Source organism: Bacillus sp. SIMBA_026 (genome assembly GCF_046535335.1).
Taxonomy (GTDB): Bacteria; Bacillota; Bacilli; order Bacillales; family Bacillaceae; genus Bacillus; species Bacillus velezensis.
In genome coordinates, this window is sequence record NZ_JAWRWX010000001.1 from 2,112,704 (window position 1) to 2,133,838 (window position 21,135).

Here is a 21,135-nt window from a genome sequence, read left to right on the forward strand (position 1 = left end):
CGGGCCGATTCTTTTTGTGTTTACTTTTTCTGAAAAATCAATTACTATGAAACAATGGAAAAAAGTTCATCTTTTAAGTGTAACATCTGGGAGGAGCGGCAGTTTGAATATTCTTCGCATCATATTTTCAAGTGTTCCCTATGTGATGTTCGTCATCATTTTATCAAGACATTTAGGATTTGAGTTCGCAAAAACCTATTACTGGTGGTTTGCTGCATTTTTTGTCATCGGGCTGATCGGCAAATTCGCAATGCACCTTGCGGCAAAAAAGAAACCGTTAAAAAAAGAGACAGCGTAAAATGCGCATGTCTCTTTTTCATCAGAAATATTAAGCGTAAGCACTTTCACCCATTACGAACTTTTCGTCCAAGCCATCTTCTGAAATTTGCGGTAGGCTCTTCCGTTGATATAAAAGAAAAATGACGTTTTTCCGCTTGCCCTGATCAGCTTTCGCGCGAGGCGGCCCATTTCTTTTTGGCCGGCGACTTTGTCATCGGATAAATAGACGCCGAGCAGCCCCCTGTTGATCAGCCGGTGAAAATTTTCATGCGGAATGCCTTGCAAATGTTCATCCGCTTTTTCAATAAAATGCTGCAGTCTCTGCATCATTTCTTCATGAGACTGATAATACGTACAGAAATTCAGATCGCCTTCAAGCAGATCCTCTTCCTGGTCAATTAAATAATCGAGCAGTATGTGCAGCCCTTGTATGTACGGAAAATAACTGCTGCGGATTTTCTCAGCGGTATGTTCGTTAAAATCAGACTGGAATGAGTAAGCGACGAGACAGAAAATGCCTAACGTCGATCCGGCGCAGGCCGAGAACTCAAACCACTCCATTTCCGGAAGCTGTGACCGGTACTGCTCAAACCAGCCTTTAAGCCTCGGCACGCGTTCATGCTCAACGACATGCTTATGAACCTGAAGATCGCAATAATAATCACACAGCTCAAGCAAATAAGGTTTAATGATACCGTAATGTTCTATTGACCCGAGCACCCGCTGGCATGTTCTCACCAGCTCATGAAGATAACCGCCGTCATCCCGCTCGTCTCTGTACTGATAGTACGGCCGCACCTCGGCGCCGACCGTCAGCGCGTCACGCATGGAGAGATGAAGCATGCGGAAGTCCTCGGGATCAAGCGAGGTGCTGCGGTCGCACAGATTGTCCAGATAATCACTGATTGTCTGATACGCGATGATAAATTGCACGCATTTCTGTTTCTGCTCTCCCGAAAGCAGGGCTAAAATGCCGCCGCCTTCACAATGAAACGATTTATCGCGGATACTTGCGGCCGCCTGCTGCCGCAGTTCGGTATTTTTAATGGAATCTGATTTTTCCCGCCACATGTTCAATTCCTGATGAACGAGCGGAAAAATTTCCCGATACACTTTTGCCATAAGGTTAAAAGGATGTTCCGGTACTGTCAACATATGCACCCCCAGCGAATTCAAATATACTGATCTGTAAAGGCTTTTGCCGCCTTAAACACAGTTTCTCTTTCCGGTTCATTAAAAATTTCATGATAAAGCCCTTCCCATTCCCGGTACGATTTATTATGGGAAGCCACACCGGAAAACCATTTGCGGACCTTCATTTTATCGACGATTTTGTCATCACCGCCCTGCATAAGCAAAAGCGGCACCTTTAAAAACGCATCAGTCGGCACCATAGCGGCATCAATGGTTTTTAAAAGCTCTCTGTACCATCTTACGGATACCTTCGTGACATATAAAGAATCGTTTTGATCCGCTTCAATCATATCCGCATTCCTCGTTGCCATATCAGGTGATAAGCCGGAATCCACTCTGAGGGACGGAGCGAGGACGTTCAGTCCTTTAGACGCAAAATCAAGGACTTTATTGACTTTTATTTGCAGACCCAGACAAGGTGATGATAAAATGAGTGCCGTAATGCGGGGATTTCTCTGCTGCTTAAACCATTCTATCGCAATCAGTCCGCCCATGCTGTGGCCCAAAAGGAAAACGGGCGCTTCAAGCGTTCTCGCTTTATCAATCCATATATCTACTTCATCAATGTATTCTTGGAAAGAGCGAATATGCCCTCTGGCGCGGGTCGACGTTCCCTGACCGGGCAAATCGCCCATCACCACGTTATATCCGAAAGATCTCCACATTTCAACGAGCCATTTATAGCGCCCGTGGTATTCGCTCGCCCCGTGGATAATGACAATGGTACCGACGGGCCTGTCTGCTTTCCAAGTCCACATGCAGTTCACCTCTTACATAAATTTAGAGAAAGAAGGATGAGACATGATAATCTACCCTTATAAACAATTTACGCCTGACATACATCCTGAAGCGTTCATTGCGGATAACGCCGTCATTACGGGCGACGTCGTGATCGGAGAACAATCGAGCATTTGGTTCTCAGCCGTCATCCGGGGGGATGTTGCGCCGACAAGGATCGGAAAAAGAGTCAGCATACAAGACTTGAGCTGTCTGCATCAAAGTCCGAACCGCCCGCTTCTTATTGAAGATGACGTCACGATCGGCCATCAGGTTACACTGCACAGCGCAATCATCAGAAAGAATGCTTTAATCGGTATGGGCTCCGTCATTCTTGACGGGGCGGAAATCGGAGAAAGCGCATTTATCGGCGCCGGAAGTCTCGTTCCTCCGGGCAAAACCATTCCTCCCGGCTGTCTTGCGTTCGGCCGGCCCGCAAAGGTTATCCGCCGGCTGACAGAAGAAGACATACGGGACATGGAAAGAATCAGAACGGAATATGTTGAAAAAGGCCGATACTATAAAACACTGCAAGAGAAATAAAAATAGATCAGCTTTGTTTTACTACTGTACCATTTTTCAAAATATTATTTAAGTAATAACCATTTGCGTTCCGCTGATTGTCAGGAAACAGTAGCAAAATGTTCAGGAATTTGTTTTATTCTTCCCCCTTTTACCCGATCCTATGAAAAAAGAGCCCATTTCAGCGGGCTCTTTTTTTACGCTTTTTCGGCGAATGTCTGTCCGTTTTCCAGGTTTATGTCTTTTCTTTTATGGAAACCTTTTCCGTAATAGGCGGCTAATAATATGCCGAACCAGACAGGACCGATGATGACGGCCACCCGGGTCTCTGCATCAAAAGCCATCAGCACAACGACAAAAGCGAGAAATGCCAATGAGATATATGAGGAAAAGGGGTATAAAGGCATTTTATATTTCAGTTTTTTCCGTTGTTCCGGCTGTAAGCTTTTACGGTATTTCATTTGGGAAAGCAAAATAATCGACCATGTCCAAATCGCCCCGAACGTCGCAATGCTCGTCACCCACGTAAACACTTTCGCCGGCACCACGTAGTTCAGCAAAACGCCGATGCATAACGCACCCGCTGAAACCAATACCGCTTTTCCCGGCACGCCGCCTTTTGTGACCGTACCGTATGCTTTAGGCGCTTCATTTTGCTCCGCCAGATTGAACAGCATACGCCCCGTGCTGAAGATCCCGCTGTTGCAGGAAGAAAGAGCCGCCGTCAATACGACAAAATTAATGATTCCGGCTGCAGCGGGTATTCCGATTTTTTCAAATGTCAAAACAAACGGGCTTCCGCCTGAACCGATTTCCTGCCACGGATAAATTGACATAATGACAAACAAAGCTCCGACGTAAAAAATGAGAATGCGCCAAAAAACAGTATCTATGGCCCGCGCCAGTGATTTTTCCGGATTTTTGACCTCACCGGCTGTGACACCGATCAGCTCAATCCCGAGATAGGCAAACATGACCATTTGAAGCGACAGCAGCACCCCTTTAATCCCATTCGGGAAAAAGCCGCCGTGGCTCCATAAATTGCTGATTCCGAGCGCAACGCCTCCGTTTCCGAGACCGAATACGATCATCACCAGACCGATCGCGATCATTGACAGAATCGCCAAGACTTTAATGAGCGCAAACCAGAATTCAAGCTCACCGTACGCTTTGACCGCCAGAAAGTTGACAGCCGTCATAATGACGAGTGCACAAAGCGCCCAGATCCATGACGGCACGTCAGGGAACCAGTAGCCCATATAAATGCCGACCGCGGTGATTTCCGCCATGCAGGTAACAACCCATAAAAACCAATAATTCCAGCCTGTTAAAAACCCGGCAAGCGGACCGAGATAATCTCTGGCATACCGGCTGAATGAGCCGGCTACAGGCTTTTGAATCGCCATTTCCCCTAATGCCCGCATAATAAAAAACATAATCAGTCCGCTGCAGGCGTAAGCGGCTAAAATCCCCGGCCCGGCAAGCTTTATGGCAGAAGCCGACCCGAGAAACAGCCCGACTCCTATCGCGGCGCCCAACGACATAAGCGAGATATGCCGCTCTTCCAAGCCGCGGTGAAGCGTTTTTTCTTTGTTTTGCATAACTCTCCCTCCCCCTGATTTTGACAAAGAAACAACAAACCGAGACGAAATAGCCAGAAAACACTTTCCGGAATCTACCCGATTAGTCCTATTATAACCTTTTTCTGAATATTGCGTAATACTTTGTCGAAAACAGAGCGGAATAGACGGTTTACAAAAAACAATAGAAAAAAGGCTTTCGATAACATCGAAAGCCTTTTGGATTAAACGAAAATGACTTCTTTCGGCTGATGATTCAGCTCTTCCGGCACCAGTCTTTTTTCGACATTGATGCTGTGCCAGATCATGAAGATCAGCACGGTCCAGATTTTGCGGCTGTTGTCCGCTCTGTCGGCACAATGATCTTCCAGAAGCTGAAGGACATAATCCTTTTCAATATAAGCATCTGTTTCACTTTCACGAATGATGTTGCGAACCCATTCGTTCATTTCATTTTTCAGCCAGTGGCGGATCGGCACAGGGAAGCCGAGCTTTTTGCGGTTAAGCACATGATCAGGCACTACCCCTTCAGCAGCTTTGCGCAGAAGGTATTTCGTCGTGCCGTTTTTCGTTTTCAGTTCATCCGGAATTTTAGAAGCCACGTCAAACACAACTTTATCAAGGAACGGCACGCGCAGTTCCAATGAGTTGGCCATCGTCATTTTGTCAGCCTTTAACAGGATGTCGCCGCGCATCCACGTATGGATGTCAACATACTGCATTTTATTAATGTCGCTGTATGAACGGCTTTCCGTAAAGTACGGTTTCGTGACATCACGGTATGAAAGCTCGGGATTGTAATGTTTGAGCAGCTGTTTTTTCACGGGCTCTTCAAAAATCTTCGCATTACCGATATAGCGCTCCTCAAGCGGTGTGCAGCCGCGGACTAAGAGGCTTTTCCCTCTCATTCCTTCAGGCATGACGGACGCCACATGAAGAAGCATTTTTTTCAGACCGGACGGAATGCGTTCAAACGGTTTAAGCGAAAGCGGTTCGCGGTAAATATTGTACCCGCCGAACAGCTCGTCCGCGCCTTCCCCGGATAGCGCGACCGTTACATGTTTTTTCGCTTCTTTCGCGACAAAGTACAAAGGAATCGCCGCCGGATCTGCAAGCGGGTCATCAAAGTGCCAGACGATTTTCGGAAGCTCGTTCATATACTCCTCGGGAGAAATGACTTTGCTGATGTTTTCAATCCCGAGCGCGGCAGCCGTTTCCTTCGCTACGTCAACCTCACTGAAGCCCTGCTGCTCAAAACCGACGGAAAATGTTTTAAGGCTCGGGTGAAATTCTTTCGCAACTGAGACGATAAAAGAAGAGTCGATACCGCCGGATAGAAACGAACCGACAGGCACGTCACTTCTCATGTGGACTTTGACAGAGTCAAAGATTGCGTCTCTGACTTCTTTCACCAATTTATCTTCATCAGACTGAACAGGCTTAAAGTTCGCTTTGAAATATGTTTTAAACGCGATATCGTCTTCCGGACGGATCGTAAACTGGCTGCCCGGCTCGACTTTTTTCACTTCAGCGTCAAGCGTGCTCGGTTCAGGAACGAATTGGAAAGACATATATTGCTGTAAAGAAGCTGTATCAAGATCAATGCCATTTTGAGCGGCCATTAAACTTTTTCTTTCAGATGCAAAATATACTTTGTCCCCGATGGTTGTGTAATACAGCGGTTTAATGCCGAACGGGTCTCTCGCGCCGTACATGACGCGGTCAGCTTTGTTCCAGATTAAAAACGCAAACATTCCGCGAAGCTTTGAAGCGGCTTCTTCTTTATAATGACGGTATGTCGCAAGGAGCACTTCGGTATCGGAATCTGTATTGAAAGTGTAGCCTTTCGCTTCAAGCTCTTCTCTCAATTCAATGTAGTTATAGATTTCGCCGTTAAAAATGATCCAATATTTTTCGTCTTCATATGATAAAGGCTGTCCGCCGTTTTCTACGTCAATAATACTGAGCCGTCTGAAGCCGAATCCGACGTGCTCGTCATGATAATACCCATCGCTGTCAGGACCGCGGTGAACGATCATTTGGTTCATTTGTTTGATTAGCTCTTCTTGATCTGCGGTTTGAGTTAATGGATGCTTATTAAAAACACCGACAAATCCACACATAGTATAGCCTCCATAAGTGTAATTTTCTAATTGGACCCCCTTTTTATAGACGCTTTGTTACGCCATTGGTTTCACGCTATGTAAAAAATAAGCATGGCAGCATCTACAAAAAGGGAAAGCCGCTTAAGTAAGCGGCTATAAAATTATTCTCCTAGTGCTTCTTTGCGAAGCGCATCCGCCTTGTCAGTACGCTCCCAAGGAAGATCCACATCATGACGTCCGAAGTGGCCGTAAGCAGCTGTCTGCTTATAGATCGGGCGGCGCAGATCAAGCATTTTAATAATGCCGGCAGGTCTCAGGTCGAAGTTATTCCGTACGACTTCGATCAGTTTTTCTTCAGAAGCTTTTCCTGTATCAAATGTATTGATGGAAATAGAAACAGGCTGTGCCACGCCGATTGCGTATGCAAGCTGCACTTCACAAGAATCAGCAAGACCTGCTGCCACGATGTTTTTCGCTACGTATCTCGCAGCGTATGCCGCAGAACGGTCTACCTTCGTCGCATCCTTACCGGAGAATGCACCGCCGCCGTGGCGTGCATATCCGCCGTATGTGTCAACGATGATTTTACGGCCGGTAAGACCCGCATCACCTTGAGGTCCGCCGATTACGAAACGTCCCGTAGGGTTGATGAAGTATTTTGTTTCTTCATCGATCAGCTCCTCAGGCACGACAGGGTTAATGACATGCTCTTTCAGATTGCGCTGAATCTGCTCAAGCGTAATTTCCGGGTGGTGCTGAGTTGAAATAACGATCGCGTCGATGCGGACCGGCTTGTTGTTTTCATCATATTCAACGGTAACTTGCGTTTTACCGTCAGGGCGAAGGTACGGAAGAATGTCTTCTTTGCGGACTTCGCTCAAACGGCGGGCTAATTTATGCGCCAAAGAGATCGGAAGCGGCATAAGCTCTTTCGTTTCGTTACACGCATAACCGAACATCAGGCCTTGGTCTCCCGCTCCGATTGCTTCGATTTCAGCATCGCTCATTGTGCCTTCACGCGCTTCAAGAGCCTGATCGACACCCATTGCGATATCCGCAGACTGTTCATCAATTGATGTTAAAACAGCGCAAGTCTCCGCATCAAATCCATATTTGGCGCGTGTGTAGCCGATTTCTTTAATCGTTTCACGGACTGTTTTCGGAATGTCAACGTATGTTGATGTAGTAATCTCTCCGCTTACCAGCACAAGTCCTGTCGTTACAGATGTTTCGCAGGCCACGCGCGCGTTCGGGTCATTTTTTAAAATCTCATCTAAGATACTGTCAGAAATTTGGTCACAGATTTTGTCCGGATGACCCTCAGTAACAGATTCAGATGTAAATAGTCGACGGTTTTTACTCATTCACTTTTCCTCCTGAAAAAAGATCTTTTGCAAGACCTTCTCATATGATACGGAACTCGCTCCCTCTTAATACAATGTCATACTATATCAGAGAATGTTAATTGGCATATTTTATGAAATAAAAAAACCTTTTCCACTCGAGGAAAGGGTTTGGTCTGTGTGCCTTTCACTCTTATCGCTCAAGGAAAATATTAAACCTTGCATCAGGTTAGCACCTTGGTTTCCCACAGTGTTTTCACCTGCTTTTTTACAGAGAAACCGGTTGCTGGGCTTCATCGGGCCTGTCCCTCCGCCAGCTCGGGATAAGAGTATCCGCTCAATGAAATATCTTATCGTAAAAGGGCGGAAAGTGTCAATATGAATTAAAGCGATTACGCGCCTTTATTTCGGGAAGCAATGGAAAAACACAAACAAAAAACCTCAAATAGTATAGACTATTTTCAGATATATGTTATACTAATTCCACATTCAGCGAAATACAAATAAACCGGCAAAGGAAGGTTTTTATGAAATTAGTTGATTTAACCGCAGATCTTCAAGCATTACTTGCAAGTCCGAATGTGCATCATAATTTATCGGCTCCAAAACTTACCGAAAAAGTGATCAGCCGAAATGAAGGAACGCTGACATCAACGGGCGCCGTACGCGCCACCACCGGCGCATATACAGGCCGGTCACCTAAAGATAAATTTATCGTCCGTGAACAAAGCACAGAAAATCAAATTGATTGGGGCGCGGTGAATCAGCCCATTTCTGAAGAGACGTTTGAAAAACTGTACGCCAAAGTCGTCAGCTACTTAAAACAGCGGGATGAACTGTTTGTTTTTGAAGGATTCGCGGGGGCGGATGAAAAATACAGACTCCCGATTACGGTCGTAAATGAATTTGCGTGGCACAATTTATTCGCGCGCCAGCTGTTTATCAGACCGGAGACGGATGAAAGAGATCCGCAAGCGCAGCCTTTCACCATTCTCTCAGCTCCGCATTTTAAAGCAGATCCGGAGACGGACGGCACGCATTCGGAAACATTTATCATTGTCTCTTTCGAAAAGCGCGTCATTTTAATCGGCGGCACCGAATACGCCGGAGAAATGAAAAAATCAATATTCTCCATTATGAACTTCCTGCTTCCGCAGCAGGATATACTGCCGATGCATTGCTCAGCCAACGTCGGTGAAAAAGGCGATGTCGCCCTGTTTTTCGGCCTTTCCGGCACAGGGAAAACGACGCTTTCAGCCGATGCGGACCGCAAACTGATCGGCGATGACGAGCACGGCTGGTCAGATTCCGGCGTTTTCAACATTGAAGGCGGATGTTACGCTAAATGTATCAATCTGAGCGAGGAAAAAGAACCGCAGATTTTTCGTGCGATCCGCTTCGGGTCTGTTCTTGAGAATGTCGTGCTTGATGAAAAAACGGGTGAAGCGGATTACGACAATTCCTTCTACACGGAAAACACAAGAGCCGCATATCCGATTGAGATGATCGGCAATATCGTGCAGCCGAGCATTGCCGGCCATCCGCAGGCGATCGTCTTTTTAACGGCGGACGCATTCGGCGTGCTTCCTCCGATCAGCAAACTGACGAAGGAACAGGCGATGTATCACTTCTTAAGCGGGTACACCAGTAAACTCGCGGGAACCGAGCGCGGCGTGACATCTCCGCAAACGACTTTCTCGACGTGCTTCGGTTCACCGTTCCTTCCGCTTCCGGCACATGTATATGCCGAAATGCTCGGGCATAAAATCGACGAACACGGCGTTCAAGTCTTCCTGGTCAACACAGGCTGGACCGGCGGAGGGTACGGAGTCGGAGAAAGGATGAAACTTTCGTATACAAGAGCGATGGTCAAGGCCGCTATTGAAGGCAGACTGAACCAGACTGACATGACGGCAGACAGCATTTTCGGCCTGCGCAGCCCCGTTCATGTTCCAGGCGTTCCGAATGAAGTTCTTCAGCCTGAAAACACATGGAGCGATAAACAAGCATACAACGAAAAAGCGCTGTTTTTAGCCAATGAGTTTAAAGAAAACTTTAAAAAGTTTTCCCATGCAGACTCGATTGCCAAAGCCGGCGGACCTCTCGTGTAATCAAAAAAGCCAAGGGTGTTTATGCCCTCGGCTTTTGTTTTTTCAGTTTGTCGAATGAAGCGACGTGAGTCTGTATGTAATGCTTGTCCGGCCGTTCGCCCATTCGAGCTTTTGGACCTCGCCGGTGCCGGATTTCTCGCCGGTTTTCGTTTTGCGCACGTCCATCGGAATATCAAGAGGATAGACGCGGTAGCCCTCTTTCTCCAATAAAAAGATATTTTCCTCTATCCGTTTTTCATTGCCTTTTGTCACAATCATGGTATTAAATTCAACAGGCATTCCCAAAATGAAAATCCCCTTTCATTCTCTTATTCTTTATTATCATATCATAAATCAGGCATCTTACCTTGTCTTCATCCATTCCGCCAGCCGACGGACAATGCGTCTGTTTTCCTGCGGCGGAAAATAATGCGTAAAACCGCTGTAATACCAAGTCTCCACCGGTTTCCCCGCCTCTTTCAGCTTGTCCTCGATCATTCGGGCGTGTTCGATCGAAACATTCTCATCATTCTCTCCATGGATGAGCAGCACAGGGGCCTGAATGCGGTCTGCTTTTTCAAACGGCGAACGCCATCTGTATTCATCCGGCACCTTTTTCGGCGTGCCGCCGATCACCCGCTTCATCATCCGCCGCATATCCTTCCGCTCTTCATAAGTAAGCACCATATCGCTCACACCGCCCCATGATACGAGCGAAGCCGCTTGATGCCCCATTTCAATCGCGGTCAAAAGCCCCATGATACCGCCCCGGGAAAAACCGAAAATATGCACCCGCCCTTCCCTGACGTTCGGATGCTCCCGAAGCAGGCGAAAAGCGGAAAACGCGTCCTCTCTGTCCTCTCCCGCAAAATCTTCATTTCCCTCGCCGCCCTGATTGCCTCTGTAATAAGGCGCAAACACGATAAAGCCTTGGGAAGCGAATTGAACGATTCTTCCGGGGCGTACCATGCCGACATTTTTTATGCCGCCGCGCAAATATAAAAAACCGTCATATGTGCCCGGCGCCGCAGGCTCGGCAAGGAGCCCCTTTACCTTCAGTCCTTCTGACTCATAGCATACCGCAAAGAGGCGGACATGCGGACTCGGAGACGGGAACCTTTTCTTTTCTGCCAGCAAAACAATGAGCCTCCTTATATCATCAGTTTTTTTATTCTTTCCCAACGTGAATATGGGCACTCACACATTTTTTATACCCATCATACGATATGTAAAGCAGAAAAGGTTATTTTAACGCTTAAAACAAGGAGGTTACACCGTGAACAAATGGCTCAAAACGGGCTGCGTTTTTGTCATATGCGCCTTTTTCCTGCTCATTCTTCCGGCTTGCAGACAGGAAGAAAGTCTGACAAAGGTAAAGGTGGCGGAAGTCACACACTCCATCTTCTATACGCCTATGTATGTCGCTGAAGCAAAAGGTTTCTTTAAAAAAGAAGGGCTCCAAGTGTCACTTCAAACAACATGGGGCGGAGACAAAACGATGACATCGCTTTTGTCAAACGGGTCTGATATCGCGCTGGTCGGTTCTGAAACATCCATTTACGTGGAGGCGCAGGGAGCAAAAGATCCGGTCATCAACTTCGCGCAGCTGACACAGACGGACGGCACATTTCTCGTGTCGCGGAAGGATGAGAAATCATTCAAATGGAGCGATTTAAAAGGAAAAACATTCCTCGGCCAGCGAAAAGGCGGCATGCCCCAAATGGCCGGTGAGTACGTCCTGAAAAAGAATCACATAGCGCCGAAAAAAGACATTAACCTCGTTCAAAACATTGATTTCGCCAATATTTCCAACGCATTCGCATCCGGAACGGGTGATTATGTGCAGCTGTTTGAACCGACGGCATCCCAATTTGAAAAAGAAGGCATCGGCCATATCGTCGCATCCTTCGGAGAAGCTTCCGGCCAAGTGCCATACACAACCTTTATGGCAAAAGAAAGTTATTTGAAAACCAATGAAAAGACGGCGGAAAAATTCACCCGCGCCATCTATCGCGCCCAGCAGTGGGTGGAAAGCCATCCGGCCAAAGACACCGCAAAAACGATTCAGAAGGAATTTGCTGATACAGATCCGGCCATTATCGAAACATCGATAGAGCGCTATAAAAAACAAAAGTCATTCTCTGCAGACCCAGTTCTGCAAAAGGATGAATGGGAACAGCTTCAATCTATTATGGATGAAGCCGGAGAGCTCCCGAAACACATTCCGTACAGCAAACTCGTCAACACAAAAATCGCCAAAAAAGTCACCTCAGAACAATAGGAGGAACATGAATGTCTTTTTTACATGTCGATCATGTAACACATACTTATTTCTCGCTGAAAGAAAGAACAACCGCCGTGAAAGATATACATTTCCAGATTGAAAAAGGGGATTTCATCTCCTTTCTCGGGCCGAGCGGATGCGGAAAAACAACACTCCTATCCATTCTGGCCGGCCTTATCACCCCTGCACAAGGCCGGGTGCTGATTGAAGGAAGCGTGCCGAACCATAAAGAACACCAAATCGGTTATATGCTTCAGCAGGATTATTTATTTCCTTGGAAATCAATTGAGGAAAACGTGCTGCTCGGTTTACACATTTCAAAAACATTAACAGAAGAAAAACGAGCTGAAGTTCTCAGCCTTCTGCCTAAGCTCGGATTAATTGGCGTTGAAAAGAAATACCCGAAAGAGCTGTCAGGCGGAATGCGGCAGCGGGCGGCACTTGCCAGAACTCTTGCGCCGGACCCGGGACTGCTGCTCCTTGATGAACCGTTTTCCGCGCTGGACTTTCAAACGAAGCTTTCTTTGGAAAACCTTGTCTTCAGAACATTAAAGGATTTTCAAAAAACCGCCGTGCTCGTCACCCATGATATCGGTGAAGCCATCGCCATGAGCGATACGATCTATTTATTTTCGAATCAGCCGGGCACCATCCACCAAATATTCACCGTGCCTAAGGAGCTCGCGGCTTTAGATCCGTTTGACGCGCGTCAGGATCCGGCCTTTCAGCCGCTGTTTCAAACCATATGGAAGGAGCTGAATTCCCTTGAAAAACAGCAGCGGCACGATTGAACAGCTTCATCAGCAGTTTAAGAAAAGACACCAAAAAGAAAAGCTCCGGATCCGTGCGTATCAGGCCGCCATTTTCATCGTATTTTTTGCCGGCTGGGAAATATCGAGCAGGGCGGGCTGGATCGATCCGTTAATCTTCAGCTCACCCTCCGCCGTTTGCAGGCTTTTAGTTGAAAAGATTGCGGACGCCTCCCTTGCGGCGCACATCGGCGTAACCTTAGGAGAAACCGTTCTCGGCTTTTTGCTCGGCACGCTCCTCGGCACATGCCTCGCCGCTCTGTTATGGTGGTCAAACAGGCTCGCCCGGGTTTTAGACCCGTACCTCGTCATTTTAAACGCGATGCCGAAGGTCGCACTCGGACCGATTCTCATCGTGGCACTCGGACCGAATTTCACAAGCATTGTCGCCATGGGAGCAGTCATCAGTGTCATTATCACGACAATCGTCGTCTTTACGGCTTTTCAGGAAGTGGATGAAAACTATATTAAGGTCATGAAAACCTTCGGCGCGAAAAGAAGCATCATGTTTAAAGAAGTCATTCTGCCGGCATGCTCCCCCGCGATTATTTCCGCGCTTAAAGTGAACGTCGGTTTATCCTGGGTCGGTGTCATCGTCGGCGAGTTTCTCGTTTCCGAAAAAGGTCTGGGCTACATGATCATTTACGGATTCCAGGTCTTCAATTTCACTCTTGTGTTCTTAAGCCTTCTGATCATCGCGATTTTTGCGACATTGATGTATCAGGGAGTCGAACTGTTAGAAAGAAAATGGACGAAAGGAAAAATTTAAAAAAGACCCGTGCGTAAGCGCCGGGTCTCCGTTTTTTATGATTGAAATACGCCGTCCTCTTTCAGCTTTTTCAGACTGATCGGAAGCACCGAATCTTTCATAATGAAACTGAATTTTTTATTTCGGGGGAGATTCTCCGGCAGTTCGCTGAACAGCACCGGCCCCTTTGTTTCAAAATAGTCAGCCTGTTTTTCAAGCTTTTCAATATCGGCAAAATAAATATTCTTCACGATTACCTTTTCCCTGCCGAGAACTTTATACTGTCCGACGTACTTCAGATGTCTTACCGCGGCACCGGTTTCTTCTTTCACCTCGCGCAGGGCCGCTTCCTCCGCACATTCCATCGGCTCCACTTTTCCGCCCGGAAATTCAAACCCCCGGTCTTCGTGCTCAGTCAAAAGCCACTTATCTCCGTATCGGCATATGACCCATACGTGCTTCGGGCTGTCTGAAAAAGGCTGGTGTTCAAAGGAGAGCTGAACAGTGTTCTGATAATAGTCTTTAAACTCGTACATGTTTATCCCTCTAATCCGTTCCTTCATATCTTCCATACATCATACCACAGTTGCGTTTGTTCGGAAGCCCTTTATCAAAAATTCAGAGGAAAACCATCATACCCGCTAGTATAGCCTCCTTTGAAGCAAATGTTACGGTTTGCGCTTGAATTTATTTTTCAGGGTATCCAATAGATCGACGAGCACCTGCGGAACCGGTATGCCCAGCGAGCTTGCCGTAATCACGATCTGAACAGATTCGTATAAGATATAAAACATGATAGCCAAATTACGGATAGCGCCTTCGGTATGAAGCAGCTGGTCAAAAAAATGGCAAACTGAGACTAATGCCAGGGTCACGATTTTTTTGACCAGCCGCGCAAAAAGCTTTCTTGCGCTCAGCTGCTGCAAAAGAGATTCTTTTAAGCTTGTACTGATAAACTCAATCGCCATGACCGATAGCAAAATCAGAAACGAATACTGAAAACCGCCAAAGAAAAAACCCGCTGCCGACACGATCACTGCAAAAAACGAAAAGATGCCAAAGTCTTTGCCCACTTGATCCAACATCCTTTCACAGAAACGGCCTTACATTATTCTATGAAAAGTGAATGGAACGGACTGGATTTTTCAGAAAAATGGACAACACCTCTCTTCGGCATCCAAATAAAAGACCGAGTGCTTTATAGCCCCGGTCTTCCCTTGTTGATTATCCCAAATACGCTTTCAGCATCCAGTTATGTTTTTCGATATTCTGGTGAATAGCAAGCAGCATATCACCGGTCGTTTCGTCTCCGACCTCATCTGCGAGGTCCATGCCGCTTTTCAGCTCTTCCGCAATGACAGTGAAATCATCATAAATGTTCTGTACCATTTGTTCTGCGCTCTCATTGCCTTCCGCTTCTTTTACAGAGGCTGTCTTCAATGATTCCGTCATTGTGCCGATCGGCTTGCCGTTTAATGCCAGCAGACGTTCTGCCAGATCATCAATATATGTAGCCGTTTCGTTATACAGCTCCTCGAACTTTTCATGCAATGTGAAAAAGTCCTTCCCTTTGACGTACCAATGATAGTTATGTAATTTCACATACATGACCGTCCAGTTTGCAACTTGCTTATTGACTGCATCCAATAGTTTTTCTGACATGCCTATCTTCCTCCTTTGGTTTACTATTGATATACCCTATATATCGTGTGTTAAAACATAAATTTTTAGCCCTTGATTTTACGGATGGAAAATATGTTATGATTTGTTAAAAAGGAGGGATTTCATGCTGCTTCTTCTGAGCTTCGGCTTTCTTATCGTGCTCGCCGTGCTGCTTTTATCCATCTGGTCGACTGTAAGAGCTTATAATGTAAAACATACGATTGACCCGCCGGAGGACGCATCAAAAGGCTTGACGGATAAAAAAAATCCTTAATGATGATGCGTCTGTTCCTCATGGCCGGAGGAATCATCGGCAGCTTCAGCATCCCCGACACGCACTTTTACAGTCGGCATATTATGCTGCTGCTTTGCCGTTACGTGGGATTGAACGGTATACACACCCTCTTCATCAAATTCAGTCCGCAGGTGATACGCCCCTTTTTCCTCCTTGGCCTTGCTTGTTTTGCTGCTGCCTTTTTTTCCTTCTTTCCATACTTCAAACATAACTTCATCCGCATCCGTGACACGCTTGCCGCCGTAAAAAACCTCCGCCTTGTATTCCGCTTTTTCATGCGGTGCTGCCGTTTCCGGTCCTGTAAGCTTGACCTCAAGCGCTTTAAGCTCTTCATCCGCGGAGGTTTTGTCCGAATTGCCCCCGCAGGAAGATAATAAAAATACCATACCGCACATACCTGCCAATACAGCCCGTTTCATCCCATCACTCCTTCATGTTTGCTTCTATTTTAGCAAACGCTTACACATAAGGTGTGACATTTTTTAGAAATATGTAAAAAAGCCTTTTTGCATGTCAGCAAAAAGGCCTGTTTTTTATCCGAACACTTTCAGCAAATCTTCTTTATCTTGTGACAGCCAGAAACGCATCAGACGTTTCGCGCCTTCTAAATCATGAAGTTTCGCCTGGCCGCACTGTTTTTCGTTGGCCGCCGGAATCTCCGTAATATCGATGGCTTCTTTCAGCGTAGCGTCAAGCAGGTCTACAATTTCTTCCGCTGTCGGCTCGCCGCTGACAACAAGATAATAGCCTGTCTGGCAGCCCATCGGTGAAATATCTATGATGTCAAAGTGATCGTATTTCTCAGAATGTGTGCGAATCGTAAACGCAAGCAAGTGCTCAAGCGTATGAATCGTATCCGGCTTCATCGCCTGTTTGTTCGGCTGGCAGAAGCGAATGTCAAACTTATTCACGACGCCGTCTGTTCCGACTTTATGCACTCCGCAATGTCTTACATACGGAGCCACAACCGCATTATGGTCAAGCTCAAAACTTTCTACTGAAGGCATAATGGCACTCCCTTTTTTTCAGAATATGCATCCATTATAACACAGTTTTCCGATAAGAATTGTGGCGGAAGCTTTTCAATCTGAAATTTTTTTTCTATACTAGCATCAGAAAGGTGGTTTTTTGATGAAAACCATAATGATTGCTTTAATCCGCGGATACCAGAAGTTCATCTCTCCGCTGACGCCGCCGTCATGCCGCTTTTATCCGACCTGTTCGCAGTACGGAATCGAAGCCGTCAAGACTCACGGCGCATTAAAAGGCGGATGGCTGACACTGAAGCGGATTTTAAAGTGCCACCCTTTTCATCCGGGCGGTGTTGATCCCGTACCGGACAAAAAAGAAAAACATTAGTCCATATGCTGGTAGCCGTCGATCACCAGATCAAGTTTACCCGTTTCAGGATCAATCACCAGACCGTGCACCGGCACATTGTCAGGGAATAGCGGATGGTGTTTAATGACGTTTACGCTGTCTGTAACACTCGCTTCTACTGAATCAAAGCTTTTCAGCCATTGATCAAGATCAACTCCTGAGTGCTTCAGCATGTCAATCCGCTCTTTCGGAATACCGCGGTCGATAATTTTATCAAGCATATCCTCGCTGTTGATTTTGCTCATGCCGCAATCATGGTGGCCGATAACGCAGACTTCATCGGCGTTTAATTCGTATACGGCCACTAAAAGGCTGCGCATGATACTTCCGAACGGGTGGGCGACAAGCGCGCCGGCACTTTTAATAATTTTCACATCGCCGTTTCGCATGTTCATCGCATGCGGGAGCAATTCTACAAGACGCGTGTCCATACAAGACAAAATCGCCATTTTTTTATCCGGGAATTTAGATGTTTGGTATTTTTCATAATCTTTGTTTTTAGTGAACTGCTCATTAAATTGCATGATATCGTTTAGAAGACTCATCTTGGTGTTTCCTTTCTGCTTTTTTATTCACAATATAACATAAGACGGGTCAATTCGTCACTCCCCGCACGAGATGACAAAGTGCTCAATAAATAAGACAAACCCCATTGGGCTTGTCTTATTTCCCCATATTGTATTTTTTGTTGAACTGTTCGACTCTCCCGCCTTTTTCGTTGAATTTTTGGCGGCCTGTATAAAACGGATGCGTATCTGAGCTGACTTCCACTTTAATCAGCGGGTATGTCTTTCCGTCTTCCCACTCTGCCGTTTCCTCTGACTTTTTCGTAGAATGGCTTAAAAAGCGATAGCCGCTGTTCACATCTTGAAAAATCACCTGATGGTTATCCGGATGAATATCTTTTTTCATGCTGATCTCCCTTTCTCAAATCGTAATAATTACGTTTTATTTTAAACCTTAAATAACCGCTTGTCAATCATATATGCCCTGATCCCTTGGTTTCTAAACCCTGCACATATATGGAATCAGAAGAATAATCTAATCGCTTCAGCAAATAATATAACCACATTACATAAAACGGTAATTTAGAAAGGCGGTTTATGATCGTGGATGATTTAGTGTTAGCCAGAAGCCTGTTCGGGACAACCATGGGCTTTCATATTATTTTTGCGACGCTTGGTGTCGGCTTGCCTCTGATGATTTTAATGGCTGAATTGATTTATCAAAAAACAAAAGATCCGCATTATGCCATTATGGCGAAAAGGTGGACGAAGGCGCAGGCTGTTCTGCTCGGCGTGGCGATACCGACCGGAACGATCGCGGGTACACAGCTTGCCCTTTTGTGGCCCGGATTCATGGAAGTCATCGGCAGGGTGATGTCCCTCCCGTTTCAGATTGAAATTTATGCTTTCTTTATCGAAGCGCTGTTTATGTCCATTTATGTCTACGCCGCTGACCGGCTGACTCCGGCTATGCGCATCATTGCCGTTATTTTCGTTTTGATCGGCGCCGCGGCATCCGCCGTCTTAATCACAAATGTTCACGCATTTGAAGGAACGCCGGCCGGCTTTAAAATTTTAAACGGCAAAATCACTGACGTCGAACCTTGGGCAGCGTTTTTTAATCCAAGCTTTTTCACCACCGCGGGCCATGTCGTACTGACGGCTTTCATGACCGGTGCATTTATCGTTGCGTCAGTTGCGGCTTATAAAATGCTGAGAACGAGAAAACAGGAGCAGGTATACCGCTTTCACCGAAAAGCGCTGCTGCTCGCCTTAACGATCGGAGGGATATTCTCCATTATTGCCTCTTTAAACGGTCACGAGTCAGCCCAGCTTCTTTACGAATACCAGCCTGAGAAGCTTGCGGGCGCAGAAGGGCTGTTTGAAACTAGATCACACGCTCCGCTTGCGATCGGGGGTTTTACTGATGCAAAAGAAGAAAAAGTAAAATGGGCGATAGAAGTGCCATGGGCTTTAAGCTTTTTGGCTGCAAACAGCTTTGATACCGTCGTCAAAGGATTGAACGCGTTTCCGAAAGACGAGTGGCCGCCTTTATTCATCCATACACTGTTTAACGGAATGGTCGGCATCGGAATGCTGCTCATTTTGTACTCAATCATCGGCATCGTGTGGAGAAAAATTTTAAAGCAAGACAGCTTTCCGACTTGGCTTTTGATTTTATTTTTAACGGCAGGACCGCTTAGTCTGATCGGAATTGAGTTCGGGTGGATATTCGCTTGTACGGGACGGCAGCCATGGGTGATTTATCATCTCTTGAAAACGTCAGATGTCGTCACGACAACCGGTTCAATCGGTTTGCTGTTCATCCTGTTTACAGTGGTTTACGCCATTTTGGCAGCCGCAGTCATTTATGTGCTGCTTTATTATTTCCGCAAACATCCCGTTGAGGAGGATGTAAAAGCGGCGGAATCCTAACAATAGAAAGGGCTGAATTGAAATGGACATTACCATGGATGCTCTCATTGCAATATCCATCGTATGGGGCTTCGTGTTTATCTACGCGGTCATGGCAACGATGGACTTCGGAGCTGGCTTTTGGTCGATGATTTATTTAAATAGAGAACAAACAAAGGCGACAAACATCGCCAACCGTTATTTGTCCCCGACATGGGAAGTGACCAACGTCTTTATCGTCGCAATCGTTGTCGCCCTATTCAGCTTCTTTCCAGGGGCAACCTTCGTGCTGGGAACCGTTTTATTGATCCCGGGGAGTATTATTTTACTGCTTTTAGCCATCCGCAGCGGCTTTCTCGTCTTCTCCAATACGGCGAAGGAAAGAAAAATCATGAGATATATCTCCGGAATTTCGGGCTTCATTATTCCCGCTGTGCTGATTTTGGTCCTTCCGGTCACACACGGAGGATTTATTGATAAGACGGGCAGCGTGTATCACCTGAATTTGGCAAATGTCTTTACAAGCCTTAATGCGTATGCGTTTATCGGCTTTGCCATTTTAAGCACCTTATTTTTATCTTCACTGCTTCTGGCCGATTTTTCAAATGTTGCGGAAGAGGAGCATGCGTACCGCATCTACAGACGGAGCTCTTTAATAACAGGGCCGCTGTCGCTTCTTTTTGCCTTCTTCATTATGCTGACATTACGCTCTGAAGCCGGCTGGCTGTATACGGGCATGATGAAAGACAAGACATGGCTCATTCTGTCTGTCATTACATTTATCATTGCCGGCGTGGCTCTGTTTTTGCCGAATAAGCACTTCGGCCGCAACCTCGGCAAACCGAGAATCGCCATGATCGCCATTGCGCTTCAATACTTTCTGGCAAGCTATGCATACGGACGGGCGCATCTTCCTTATATGATTTATCCGGATATTACGGTCATGTCAGGATTTACGGAGCCGGCAACCTTCAGGGCGCTGTTTATGACGTATATCGTCGCTTTCATCATTTTGTTTCCCGGGTTTTATTTCTTCTGGAAGCTCTTTATGAAAGACAGACGTTATATCCGCCAGGAGGAATAACAAAAATCAGGGCGGCTCATACTAATGGCGTACCTTTTATCTTGGAGGGGAGCCAGCATGGACCAAAAAATTCTGTGTGAAGTCAATAACTGTTCATATTGGGGCAGAGGAAACAAATGCACGGCCGACGCTATTTATGTGGTCAGCCATACAGGCGAAACCGCTGAAAAAAGTGAAGAAACGGATTGCAAAACCTTTAAACCGCATGATTTATAAAAGAAAAGAGCTGTTTTATACAGCTCTTTTTCATTTCCGCGCCGCAAGCCTTTTTGAAATCAGCCCCTGAGCCGGAGAAAACCGCGCGGATGAGAAGCATGGCGAAAAGGCGGTTCGTCGGCAAATATAGGCGGCGGCAGACGGTACAATCAATATCGCATTCATGAAGCACATAATTTTTTATCAAGGTGTACATCTTGGCCCAAGCCAGAAAGCAACACCTGCGCGCTGTTTGAAGAATAAAAAAATCATCGCATTCGCCTATTAAAAAAACCGGCTGATACAGCCGGTTCAAACTGGGGAAGGGGTGATGATGAACAGTTTCAATATAACAGCAGCATACAGGC

Annotated in this window: 25 protein-coding genes and 1 riboswitch; of the genes, 11 read left to right on the top strand and 14 right to left on the bottom strand. The window is 46.3% G+C overall.

Features of this window, described 5'->3' with window-relative positions; all coding sequences use genetic code 11:
- The first annotated feature begins 103 nt into the window (after nt 1-103).
- Nucleotides 104-298: a hypothetical protein gene (locus tag SB847_RS10385; protein ID WP_003152265.1), complete on the top strand. Its 195-nt coding sequence runs from the start codon at nt 104-106 to the stop codon at nt 296-298.
- A gap of 53 nt (nt 299-351) precedes the next feature.
- Here SB847_RS10385 and SB847_RS10390 read toward each other — a convergent pair whose 3' ends face one another.
- Nucleotides 352-1,431: a tetraprenyl-beta-curcumene synthase family protein gene (locus SB847_RS10390; protein WP_052827769.1), complete on the bottom strand. Its 1,080-nt coding sequence runs from the start codon at nt 1,429-1,431 to the stop codon at nt 352-354.
- Nucleotides 1,432-1,451: 20 nt separating this feature from the next.
- Nucleotides 1,452-2,231, bottom strand: a complete 780-nt coding sequence (locus SB847_RS10395; protein ID WP_410577668.1) for an alpha/beta hydrolase — start codon at nt 2,229-2,231, stop codon at nt 1,452-1,454.
- 46 nt (nt 2,232-2,277) lie between these two features.
- On the opposite strand from SB847_RS10395, the gene SB847_RS10400 reads away from it, so the two are divergent.
- Nucleotides 2,278-2,793 (top strand): gamma carbonic anhydrase, encoded by a 516-nt coding sequence (locus SB847_RS10400; RefSeq protein WP_325084463.1) that lies wholly within the window; start codon nt 2,278-2,280, stop codon nt 2,791-2,793.
- Nucleotides 2,794-2,969: 176 nt separating this feature from the next.
- Here the strand turns inward: SB847_RS10400 and alaP are convergent, their stop codons facing one another.
- From alaP to metK, 3 genes are all read right to left on the bottom strand, one after another.
- The gene (gene alaP / locus SB847_RS10405) at nt 2,970-4,373 is read right to left on the bottom strand and encodes an alanine permease AlaP (protein WP_410561273.1); all 1,404 of its coding nucleotides are present in this window, start codon (nt 4,371-4,373) and stop codon (nt 2,970-2,972) included.
- Between the two features lie 203 nt (nt 4,374-4,576).
- Nucleotides 4,577-6,475, bottom strand: coding sequence for an asparagine synthase (glutamine-hydrolyzing) (asnB, locus tag SB847_RS10410; RefSeq protein ID WP_410561272.1), 1,899 nt, complete (start codon nt 6,473-6,475; stop codon nt 4,577-4,579).
- Between the two features lie 143 nt (nt 6,476-6,618).
- Entirely contained in the window at nt 6,619-7,821 is a 1,203-nt protein-coding gene (metK, locus tag SB847_RS10415; protein WP_003152253.1) for a methionine adenosyltransferase, read from the bottom strand.
- 169 nt (nt 7,822-7,990) lie between these two features.
- A riboswitch (SAM riboswitch) is annotated at nt 7,991-8,130 on the bottom strand.
- Between the two features lie 197 nt (nt 8,131-8,327).
- Here metK and pckA point away from each other — a divergent pair.
- Nucleotides 8,328-9,911: a phosphoenolpyruvate carboxykinase (ATP) gene (pckA, locus tag SB847_RS10420; RefSeq protein ID WP_410561271.1), complete on the top strand. Its 1,584-nt coding sequence runs from the start codon at nt 8,328-8,330 to the stop codon at nt 9,909-9,911.
- Nucleotides 9,912-9,953: 42 nt separating this feature from the next.
- On the opposite strand, the gene SB847_RS10425 is transcribed toward pckA, so the two are convergent.
- On the bottom strand, nt 9,954-10,196 hold the full coding sequence (locus SB847_RS10425) for a DUF2584 domain-containing protein (protein ID WP_003152249.1): 243 nt from the start codon (nt 10,194-10,196) through the stop codon (nt 9,954-9,956).
- 57 nt (nt 10,197-10,253) lie between these two features.
- The gene (locus SB847_RS10430) at nt 10,254-11,027 is read right to left on the bottom strand and encodes an alpha/beta hydrolase family protein (protein ID WP_410561270.1); all 774 of its coding nucleotides are present in this window, start codon (nt 11,025-11,027) and stop codon (nt 10,254-10,256) included.
- A 139-nt stretch (nt 11,028-11,166) separates the two neighbouring features.
- On the opposite strand from SB847_RS10430, the gene SB847_RS10435 reads away from it, so the two are divergent.
- From SB847_RS10435 to SB847_RS10445, 3 genes are read left to right on the top strand one after another with little or no spacing between them, the layout of a single operon-like run.
- The gene (locus tag SB847_RS10435; RefSeq protein ID WP_410561269.1) at nt 11,167-12,171 is read left to right on the top strand and encodes an ABC transporter substrate-binding protein; all 1,005 of its coding nucleotides are present in this window, start codon (nt 11,167-11,169) and stop codon (nt 12,169-12,171) included.
- Nucleotides 12,172-12,182: 11 nt separating this feature from the next.
- Nucleotides 12,183-12,965: an ABC transporter ATP-binding protein gene (locus SB847_RS10440; RefSeq protein ID WP_082998872.1), complete on the top strand. Its 783-nt coding sequence runs from the start codon at nt 12,183-12,185 to the stop codon at nt 12,963-12,965.
- Nucleotides 12,940-13,752 carry an ABC transporter permease gene (locus tag SB847_RS10445; RefSeq protein WP_410561268.1) on the top strand — a complete coding sequence of 271 codons (813 nt, stop codon included), beginning with the start codon at nt 12,940-12,942 and terminating at the stop codon, nt 13,750-13,752. Before SB847_RS10440 ends, SB847_RS10445 begins: the two co-directional genes overlap by 26 nt.
- Before the next feature lie 35 nt (nt 13,753-13,787).
- On the opposite strand, the gene ytkD is transcribed toward SB847_RS10445, so the two are convergent.
- The 3 genes from ytkD to SB847_RS10460 form a co-directional block, all read right to left on the bottom strand.
- Nucleotides 13,788-14,267 (bottom strand): RNA deprotection pyrophosphohydrolase, encoded by a 480-nt coding sequence (gene ytkD, locus SB847_RS10450; protein WP_003152244.1) that lies wholly within the window; start codon nt 14,265-14,267, stop codon nt 13,788-13,790.
- Between the two features lie 132 nt (nt 14,268-14,399).
- Nucleotides 14,400-14,804, bottom strand: coding sequence for a phage holin family protein (locus tag SB847_RS10455; RefSeq protein WP_007408834.1), 405 nt, complete (start codon nt 14,802-14,804; stop codon nt 14,400-14,402).
- A 151-nt stretch (nt 14,805-14,955) separates the two neighbouring features.
- Nucleotides 14,956-15,393 (bottom strand): Dps family protein, encoded by a 438-nt coding sequence (locus SB847_RS10460; RefSeq protein WP_007408835.1) that lies wholly within the window; start codon nt 15,391-15,393, stop codon nt 14,956-14,958.
- A 124-nt stretch (nt 15,394-15,517) separates the two neighbouring features.
- On the opposite strand from SB847_RS10460, the gene ytzI reads away from it, so the two are divergent.
- Nucleotides 15,518-15,667: a YtzI protein gene (gene ytzI / locus SB847_RS10465; RefSeq protein WP_007408836.1), complete on the top strand. Its 150-nt coding sequence runs from the start codon at nt 15,518-15,520 to the stop codon at nt 15,665-15,667.
- Here ytzI and SB847_RS10470 read toward each other — a convergent pair.
- Together SB847_RS10470 and SB847_RS10475 are read right to left on the bottom strand one after the other, a co-directional pair.
- Nucleotides 15,664-16,107, bottom strand: a complete 444-nt coding sequence (locus SB847_RS10470; RefSeq protein WP_410561267.1) for a FixH family protein — start codon at nt 16,105-16,107, stop codon at nt 15,664-15,666. The two genes, ytzI and SB847_RS10470, sit on opposite strands and share 4 nt — an antisense overlap.
- Nucleotides 16,108-16,221: 114 nt before the next feature.
- Complete coding sequence (locus SB847_RS10475) at nt 16,222-16,695, bottom strand: S-ribosylhomocysteine lyase (protein WP_003152237.1); 474 nt, start codon at nt 16,693-16,695, stop codon at nt 16,222-16,224.
- Between the two features lie 124 nt (nt 16,696-16,819).
- Here SB847_RS10475 and yidD point away from each other — a divergent pair, with 124 nt between their 5' ends.
- Complete coding sequence (gene yidD / locus SB847_RS10480; protein ID WP_007613292.1) at nt 16,820-17,047, top strand: membrane protein insertion efficiency factor YidD; 228 nt, start codon at nt 16,820-16,822, stop codon at nt 17,045-17,047.
- On the opposite strand, the gene SB847_RS10485 is transcribed toward yidD, so the two are convergent.
- Together SB847_RS10485 and SB847_RS10490 are read right to left on the bottom strand one after the other, a co-directional pair.
- Complete coding sequence (locus SB847_RS10485; protein WP_003152233.1) at nt 17,044-17,613, bottom strand: beta-class carbonic anhydrase; 570 nt, start codon at nt 17,611-17,613, stop codon at nt 17,044-17,046. The two genes, yidD and SB847_RS10485, sit on opposite strands and share 4 nt — an antisense overlap.
- Nucleotides 17,614-17,731: 118 nt before the next feature.
- Entirely contained in the window at nt 17,732-17,980 is a 249-nt protein-coding gene (locus SB847_RS10490; RefSeq protein WP_007613295.1) for a type B 50S ribosomal protein L31, read from the bottom strand.
- 197 nt (nt 17,981-18,177) lie between these two features.
- Between SB847_RS10490 and SB847_RS10495 the strand changes: the two genes are divergently transcribed.
- The 3 genes from SB847_RS10495 to SB847_RS10505 are packed head-to-tail and all read left to right on the top strand — an operon-like array spanning nt 18,178 to nt 20,788.
- Nucleotides 18,178-19,509: a cytochrome ubiquinol oxidase subunit I gene (locus SB847_RS10495; protein WP_082998896.1), complete on the top strand. Its 1,332-nt coding sequence runs from the start codon at nt 18,178-18,180 to the stop codon at nt 19,507-19,509.
- 22 nt (nt 19,510-19,531) lie between these two features.
- Nucleotides 19,532-20,572, top strand: a complete 1,041-nt coding sequence (locus tag SB847_RS10500; protein ID WP_410561266.1) for a cytochrome d ubiquinol oxidase subunit II — start codon at nt 19,532-19,534, stop codon at nt 20,570-20,572.
- Nucleotides 20,573-20,629: 57 nt separating this feature from the next.
- Nucleotides 20,630-20,788, top strand: coding sequence for a DUF1540 domain-containing protein (locus tag SB847_RS10505; protein ID WP_007408842.1), 159 nt, complete (start codon nt 20,630-20,632; stop codon nt 20,786-20,788).
- The last annotated feature ends 347 nt before the right edge of the window (nt 20,789-21,135 follow it).